At 59.8% G+C, this 8,225-nt stretch carries 8 protein-coding genes; all 8 read right to left on the bottom strand.

All coding sequences use genetic code 11. The features are described 5' to 3' along the window. The coding region (locus tag ACESLM_RS22765; RefSeq protein ID WP_372634702.1) for a SpoIID/LytB domain-containing protein at positions 1 to 1,387 on the bottom strand (1,387 nt) is incomplete at its 3' end. A gap of 47 nt (positions 1,388 to 1,434) precedes the next feature. Beyond that, the gene (ruvB, locus tag ACESLM_RS22760) at positions 1,435 to 2,442 is read right to left on the bottom strand and encodes a Holliday junction branch migration DNA helicase RuvB (protein WP_094045710.1); all 1,008 of its coding nucleotides are present in this window, start codon (positions 2,440 to 2,442) and stop codon (positions 1,435 to 1,437) included. Positions 2,443 to 2,470: 28 nt separating this feature from the next. Then, on the bottom strand, positions 2,471 to 3,094 hold the full coding sequence (gene ruvA, locus ACESLM_RS22755) for a Holliday junction branch migration protein RuvA (protein ID WP_372634699.1): 624 nt from the start codon (positions 3,092 to 3,094) through the stop codon (positions 2,471 to 2,473). Next, entirely contained in the window at positions 3,091 to 3,594 is a 504-nt protein-coding gene (gene ruvC, locus ACESLM_RS22750; RefSeq protein WP_372634696.1) for a crossover junction endodeoxyribonuclease RuvC, read from the bottom strand. Before ruvC ends, ruvA begins: the two co-directional genes overlap by 4 nt. A gap of 201 nt (positions 3,595 to 3,795) precedes the next feature. Beyond that, a complete protein-coding gene (locus ACESLM_RS22745) occupies positions 3,796 to 5,169 on the bottom strand; it encodes an ArsB/NhaD family transporter (protein WP_372634693.1) in 1,374 nt (457 codons plus the stop codon). Between the two features lie 41 nt (positions 5,170 to 5,210). After that, entirely contained in the window at positions 5,211 to 5,408 is a 198-nt protein-coding gene (locus tag ACESLM_RS22740) for a hypothetical protein (protein WP_372634690.1), read from the bottom strand. A 246-nt stretch (positions 5,409 to 5,654) separates the two neighbouring features. Then, entirely contained in the window at positions 5,655 to 6,353 is a 699-nt protein-coding gene (locus ACESLM_RS22735; RefSeq protein WP_372634687.1) for a BofC C-terminal domain-containing protein, read from the bottom strand. A 64-nt stretch (positions 6,354 to 6,417) separates the two neighbouring features. After that, a complete protein-coding gene (locus ACESLM_RS22730; protein ID WP_372634684.1) occupies positions 6,418 to 8,199 on the bottom strand; it encodes a LysM peptidoglycan-binding domain-containing protein in 1,782 nt (593 codons plus the stop codon). Positions 8,200 to 8,225 lie beyond the last annotated feature (26 nt).

Here is an 8,225-nt window from a genome sequence, read left to right as displayed (position 1 = left end):
CTCCGTTGGACAGAGCCACATGGTGCCAATCGAGCTTGCCCTGCTGCGGCCCTTCGTCCGGGCTCGTTACGGCCGAGGAATAATACGCCTGGTCCCCGCCCCAAATTTCCCTTGCGTTGTCTGCGGTAATTCCGCCCGAGTTGGCGGAGAACACGGCGTTGATCAGCTTGCCGCCGTACGTCAGCACTTCCCCCGCGGTCGCGTCCACGCCGGCCGTCGAGTTCGGGTTTTCCGAGCCGATGCCGTAGTAAGCCTGGCTTACCGTCGTGTCCACGACGTTCGCGATTTGGAAGCCCGTGCCGGCGAACAGCGCGTACGTGCGAGCCGCGACCGCCTGCGCTTTCTGCGCTTCCAGCGGCCAGCTCTGGCCGACCTCGACTCCGACTACCGAATACAAGTAATGCTCGAAGTCGACTTCGTTCACGACCGCCAGAGACTGGTTCAAAATACTGATTTCCATGCTGCCCCGATACGTTCTTTTGCTGCGTTCGGCCAGCAAGATGCCGTCCGCGCTCGCGGGCTCAACACGGATGACCGACGAAGCACCCGCCGGCAGCGCGTACAGCGTCGCCGCCGCGTCCGCCTGGGCGACGTTCTGGCGGAGCACCATGTAAGGCTCCCCCGCTTCGGGAATGCGCGCGTTGGCCGCTCCGGCCGCGACGGCGGATTGCTGCAGCGCGCCAAGCTTGGCGGCGTCCTGCTCCTGTCCGATCCGCACGACGTACTGCACGGCGCCGCCAAGCGGCTTAAGGGCGACGAACGCTTCCAGTCCGGCGCCTCCTAGCCGGTCGGCAGCGGCTTGCGCCTCCGCTTGACTCGCATAGGCCCCCGTTTCGACGGCCCATGGACCGAGCACCCGCGCCTTCGACAACGCCGGACCCGAAGCCGCTCCGGCGCTCGTCCATTTAGCCAGCGCGGCGCTCGCGCCTGCCGCGCTGGAGTAGGCTCCCTCCGTCACCTGGTAGATGGTTTTACCGGACTTGGCGAGCTGCATGATCGCTCCCGCGTTGGAGGACGCCTGGATTTTCTTCAACGAGGCGAGGGCGGCGTTGTAATCCGCCGTTTCGAGCACGAGCGCGCGATAGGCGTCCAGCGCGAAAGTCGCCGTTTGGCCCGCCGAAACCGTTCCGAGCGGCGCGTTCGACTGTCCGTCGCGCCAGATCAGGCTCATGCCTCCGGCGGACGACAGTGTCGCGTTCGGCGTAATGGCCTGATACTTGCCCGAGCCGAGATTCAGGAACAGCGCGACCCGGATCGTATCCGGAACGGCGACCGCCGCCCGCGCGGCGAGCGGCGAAGAGCTCAGCGCCAGCACGGCCGAGAGCAGAACGAACAGAAGCAAGCGGGAAGGCTTTGTCTTCGTCTTCGCTGTAGCGCTTGTGATCATATCGGGTACCTCCGTTCATCGTTGTGGTGGATGGAGATGGCTTGGCGTCAGCGGTCGGCGGGCAGAGGCAGACCGAGATGGCCATAGGCCGCAGGCGTGGCGATTCTTCCTCGCGGCGTCCGCTGCAGGAATCCGATCTGCATCAAATAAGGTTCATACACGTCTTCGATCGTCTGACCTTCCTCCCCGATGGACGCCGCCAGCGTGTCAAGACCGACGGGACGACCGCCGAAGCTGACGATCATCGCGCGGAGCATCTTATGGTCGATGCTGTCGAGCCCCATCGGGTCGACCTGGATGCGCTCCAGCGCATCGTGCGCGACCTCTTCGGTAATGATGCCGTCTCCCCTGACCTGGGCATGATCGCGGACCCGCTTCAGCAGCCGGTTCGCAATTCTCGGCGTTCCTCTCGAACGTCTGGCGATCTCTCTGGAAGCTTCGCCGATAATGCCGACTCCGAAAATTTCCGCCGTTCTCGTCACGATAAAAGACAGCTCGTCCTCTCCGTAATACTCCAGACGGCTCACCACTCCGAACCGGTCCCTGAGCGGCGCGGACAGCAGTCCGGCTCTTGTCGTCGCGCCGATCAGCGTAAACTTCGGCAGATCGAGCCGTACCGAGCGCGCGCTCGGTCCTTTGCCGATAATGAAATCGAGCGCGAAGTCCTCCATCGCCGGATACAGCACTTCCTCCACCGTTCTGTGCAGCCGGTGGATTTCGTCGATGAACAGCACGTCGTTCTCCTGCAAATTCGTCAGAATCGCCGCGAGATCGCCCGGACGTTCGATCGCCGGTCCGCTCGTCGTACGAATGTGAACGCCGAGCTCGTTGGCGATAATGTTGGACAGCGTCGTCTTCCCGAGCCCCGGGGGGCCGTACAGCAGCACGTGGTCGAGCGGCTCCCGCCGCATCTTGGCCGCCTCTATGTAAATCTTCAGATTGTCCTTCACCTGCGATTGGCCGATATATTCCGCCAAGTAGCGAGGGCGCAAGCTGTATTCCACCGCCTGGTCTTCCATCATCAGATGCGCGGTGACGATACGCTCCTCTTCCATTGTTCCGGCCTCCTCTCCCGCTTGCCGATCATCCTTGGAACAATTGCTGCAGCGCAAGCTTGATCAGCGTATCCGGCGACTCGCCGCCGGTAACCCGATCCTTCATGGACAGCCATGCCTTGTCCAGCTCCGCTTCCTTGTAGCCGAGACCCGCGAGCGCTTCTCGCGCGGCCGCCCATGAAGCGCCGCCTTCCTCCGGCTGGGCCTCAGGCTGCTGCAAGTCGATCATCGCCGCGACGGCCCAGCGGCTGTCTATCGTTCCGAGCTTGTCTTTCAGATCCAGAATCATTCGCTGCGCCGTCTTCTTGCCGATGCCCGGCAGCTTCGTCAGGAAGGCGAGATTCTCCTGCTGGATCGCCGCGACGACGTTCTCCGGCCGGCCTCCGGCCAGGACGCCCAGCGCCACCTTCGGACCGATGCCGGACACCTCCAGCAGCCTCTTGAACAACGCCTGCTCGTCCCTCGTCGTAAAGCCGAACAGCTGCAACGCGTCCTCCCGGACGTGATGGTACGTAAACAGCTGCAGCGACTCGTCGTTTCTCGCCAATCCGTACGGATTGGGCGTGTACACTTGATAGCCTACGTCACGTACGTCCAGCACGACGTACTCGGATTCCACATGGGCAACCTTGCCCCGCAAATAATCGATCACCGGCGCGTCACTCCATTCATTCTCTCATTCAGGACGATAGAGTGGGCGTGGCAGATCGCAACGGCGAGCGCGTCGGCTACATCGTCCGGCTTGGGGATGGCGGATAGTTTGAGCAGCATTTTGACCATCTCCTGAACTTGCCTCTTCTCGGCGCCGCCGTAGCCGACGACCGCCTGCTTCACCTGCATCGGCGTATACTCCGCGATCGGCAGCCCCCGCTGGGCGGCCGCCAGCATGAATACGCCGCGCGCTTGTCCGACGCTGAACGCATTCGTTACGTTTTTGTTGAAGAACAGCTTCTCCACAGCCACCGTATCCGGTTTATACTGATCCAGCAGACCGCATACCGCTTCGTAGATTTGCTTCAGCCTCGTCTCCTGAGGCGTCCCGGCCGTCGTCTCGATGCAGCCGTATTGCACGGGGGTCAACTTGTGCCCCGACTTATCGATAAACCCGAATCCCATAATGGCTATCCCAGGGTCGATTCCCAACACTCTCATTTGAAACGATCCCTCGATTCTAGCAGCTCTATGTAAAAATAATACTCCTCATTATAGCAAAAGTTCCTCTCTATGAGAACAGAAGGAGAACGCGAATTCGCTACGCCCGGAGGATCTGCCGTCAGAGGGAGCCGCCAGCGCCTTCCTGGCGGCAGCCCCGCCTCGGAACCCCCACGTTCGCGAAGCTGTCGCCCCTTCCGCTTATAATCGCACGAATCCCGACACCCATTTCACCCAGTAGTGAAGAGCGATGAGCGTAAACATAAGCGTAGGAGGAATGACGAGGAAGGTAACCTTCGTATACTCCTTCCAACTGATTTTGATCTTATGCTTGCGCAAGATATGAAACCAAAGCAGCGATGCGAGCGTTCCGATCGGCAAAAGCAGCGAGCCCACGTCGCTTCCGATCACGTTGGCGAGATAGGATACTTTCAGCGTAAGCGCGTCGAGCTCCATGTTCGTCAGCGTCAATGTGCCTACCATTAGCGCGGGGTGGTTGTTGAACAAGACCGACATCGCCGTCATCAGAGTCCCCATGAGCATGCTGGCGTGCAGCAGATCGCCCGATACGACGGGATTTAACATCTCGATCATGTATGCGGTCAATCCGATATTATGCAAGCCGTAGACAAGGACGTACATTCCCAAGGCGAAAGTGAACGTGGGCCACGGCGTTTTCTTGATCATATCCGTTGGAGCGATGCCTCTGGCGTACCACCTCCAACCGAGAAGGAGCAGCGAGCCGAGCACGGCCACCACTTCCACCGGAATGCCCAAGTAGGAGGCGACGAACAAGCCGGCCCTTACGGCGACAACGAAGATGAAAATATTTCTCATTAAACGATTGCGCTTCGCCGCTTCCTCACTCGTCAGCTTCGTTCGGAGCGGATGGTTGCGCAGTTGGCTGAGGCCGTAACCGTCGCCGGTCGTCTTGATCGGCAGCTTGCGCGGAATATCTTTTCGCGCGACAAGGAACAGCAAGCCGAACATGAGCGCCAAGCCCAGCGCCGACGGGACGAACATCATCAACGTTTGGACATAGAGATCCATTCCCACGATCTTCAGCGCGATCAAGTTGACGATGTTGCTAACGCCGATCGGAGCGCTCGAGGCCGTCGCCATTAGCGCGCCAGACAATAAATAAGGAATCTTCTGATGATTCTTGAGTCCTAGATTGCGAAGAACAATGATCAGAATCGGGGTCGTGATCAAAATGCTGCCGTCGTTATTGAAGAAGAGCGTCATTAGGAAACAGAGCAGATTAACGTAAAAAAACAGCTTATATCCCGAGCCCTTCGCCTTCGCGGCCAAGCCTTCGGCAGCCCAATCGAAAAAACCGATGCTCTCGAGTACCATGGCGATCACGATCGTCGCGATGATCGTGATCGCCGCCCCGCTGACCGTAATCGCGATGTCGGACAGGTCGTTCAACGATACGCTGCCGATGCACAATATGAGAGTCGCCCCGACAGACGCCGGAATATACTCTTGCAATCCTTTGGGACGCCATAGAATCAGCAGCGCCGTGAATAAAAAGGTTATGATCGTTAAGCTTGCGACAGCGGGTCCATACACGGTTGTCACCCCTATCCTGCTCGAATTGCCGGATCGTTCTCTTACTTATTAGCGGTTTGCTTAAGCAATACGGCGCGCCCCAATGGCGGAGCGGGCGCTTCCTGCAAGCCTTTGGTCTGGGCCGCGATCGGAGCCGCTGCCTTTATGTCTGCCTCCGTTTCCCGGTCGACGGGAGGCTTGATCAAATAATAGAAGCCGATGGCGGAAGGAATAATGACGAGAAACAACAAATAGATCATCCGAGCATTCCCTCCTTCCTTCAACGAGCCTCCCTATCTGCTGTCCCGAGAGGTTGTCTATACTGCATATTTATGTGCTGGGGAACGATACGGTTCTAATGCCGATGCCCTATTCCCGCACAAATGTTCTTTTATTCGGCTTGCTTCTGTCTCCGGTACAATTGGAGGTATGACGAAAAGGCTGTCCCGGCAGGCCATGTACTGACCTGAGGAACAGCCTCTGATAATCCGATTATGGAAAAACGGCTAGGCCGGGGGGGCGGTTTGAAACCTTATGCCGGCATACTCGTTAAAAGTGGATAGAACGCTGTTGTACTCATCCTTGTCCGATACTCGTATGCCTTCGGCCAACTCCCGAACGCGGTCATCGCCCAAACGGGACTCGAGCATGTCCACGTCGAGCTGAAAAAAGGTCCGAATCACTTTTTCCTTCCAAGGCGGTCCGTCGAACAAAGATAAGTTGCCCTCCTCGTCCATGCCGATATACGCCGTCTTGCGGCATTGCGGAGAGAGGTCGTCGATTTCTTCCTTCACAGTCAATTTGCCGACCGCCGAATCAAGGCTCGCGTTCCACTCCCGATGAGACTTGATCAGTTCCGCCGCTTCGGAGGCGGCGTGCCTGCCCAGCTGTCTGATCTCTTCCCCGCACAAATACGAGCGGTGCAGCACCAGCTCGACTTCTCCTCGGCGCTCCTGCAAAGCGAGCAGCGTCCTGTCCCGGGAAGAAAGATCCGGATCGGACATGCCATCGTCCGACCGAAGCGGCGCCGCTTCCGCAGGCTGGACGACTCCCAGACTCATATCGGCAACGACCCGATTTGCGAGCCATGTCCCTGCCAGCGAAGCCAATACGAAGGCAAGCGCGATCATCCCGAGGGACCAGACGTGGCGGCGTTTTCTCTTCAGCGATTTTTTCAGTTCCTTGAAAATACGGAAGCGAGACACCGGAATCCCCTTCTCTTCGTTTTTCTCTAGTGTTGCCTGGGGATTCCGGCGCTATTCGCTCATATTACCATTTTATCCATGGCATGCTTTCTTTGCGTTTCGGTTTGCCGGTTCGCGCCGCGGCCGTCTTCGGCTTCGGCTTCGCTTGACGCTTCTTCGCGGGAGAAGCCGATTTGACCGTCGCTTCCTCTTCCTCTTCATCAGCGACCGACCTCTGATCGCTAATGTCGTCTCTCAAAGGAGGCATGGGCGGGATCGGAGGAAATCCCGGCATCGGAGGGATGGGCGGGAAGCCCCCTACGCATGTCGGATTGAAATATCCGGGCGCGACGCCGGCTCCCGCTACCACTCCGGGCAAGCCTTCGGCCACCGGAGTAAACCCTACCGGAAGGTCTCCCATCTGGGGCCCGTAGCCGTATCCGGGCTGCATGCCGGGAAAACCGGCCGACAACGGACTCACCGCGCCCGGTCCTTGACCGTAACCCCCGGCAAACGGACTGACCGCTCCGGGGCTTTGACCATAACCGCCTGCGAACGGACTGACCGCTCCGGGACCTGCTCCGTAGCCTCCGGCAAGCGGACTCGTTGCTCCCGCCGCGCTTCCGTAGGCGCCGGGGAACGGGCTAACGGCGCTCGGCGCTTGGGCTTGCGCCCCGGCGACGAACGGAGTCGGACCGTACGGAATTCTTCCGTCGGAATACCCTGCCGCGTTAGCGTAAGCTTCGGCCGAGTAGAGGTTGCCCGGAAGCGAAGATTGGGCCCCGCAAGGCTTGCAATTCGACTTCGGCGCGCCCTGCAGAGTACCGTGAATCTGAGCGGCATCGGGCGAGCTGTAGGAAATGTCCTGTTGTCCGTACAAGCCGCCGAGATCGGCCGGAATGCCGCCGGTAAGCGGAGAGGTGCCGGAATGCCCTCCGTAGCCCGACCCAGCCCCCGTCTGCGCCCCGTAACCGCCGTGCCATCCCGCTCCGCCGACGCCGGGTTGAGCGGCTCCGTAACTCGACTCCGCCCCTGCCTGCGCGCCGTAGCCGCCATGCCACCCGCCCGCGCCCGGTTGGGCGTAGCCATAGCCTTGATCCGCATAGCCTTGCAGCGCCCCCGCAACGCCGTAACCCTGATCGCTGTAGCCCTGCTGCGCCCCCGCAACGCCGTAACCCTGATCGCCGTAGCCCTGCTGCGCGCCTACGCCCGGATAAGCCGCCCCGTAGCCGGAATGCGGCGTCGGGTAATGACCGGCATGTTCGCCGCCGATGTTAACCGGATAGTGGATATATTCGATTTGCTCGTGAACCTCTATGCCGTAGATCGGCTTAGTTTCGGCGATCGGAGCGACCTCCGCCGGCGCCGGAGCAAGCTGCGGGGCCGGCGTTTCCACCGGCGTGATTACTACCGGAGCCGTCTCCTGCGCTTTGACGCTAGTATCGACCTTGCCTATCCCCGCCCCCGTTCCCGTGCCTGCTCCGGATACGACGCCCGTTTGCGCCTTCCCGTGCATGGCGACGGTCTTACCTTCTCCTGGCGAAGAGGCTTGCGGAATGTTGACCGTTTCGCCGGTGAGCAAGGCGTTCGGATTTTTAAGCTGCGGATTCGCCTTGATCAAGTCGGTCAGTTGGATGCCCCACGCCTTGGACAGCTTCCACAGCGTATCTCCTTGCTGGACGATATGCTGGTGAATGACGCCGAGCGCCGATTTCGGGCGGGTCGGAATCTTGACTTTCATGCCGACGTCGATCGCGTCGGGATTGGTAATAGCCGGATTGGCTTTCACAATGTCTTCCAGCGACACGCCGTATTTCTGGGCGATCGAGTACAGCGAATCCCCTTGTTTGACGATATGGATTTTCACGCCTTTCCCTCCTGATAGTGATGGAA

Origin of the sequence: Cohnella sp. (assembly GCF_041641335.1) — a bacterium.
In the GTDB taxonomy this organism is placed as follows: Bacteria; Bacillota; Bacilli; order Paenibacillales; family Paenibacillaceae; genus Cohnella.
The sequence above is the reverse complement of the archived record's forward strand: the minus strand, read 5'-3'. Positions and strand labels throughout refer to the sequence as shown.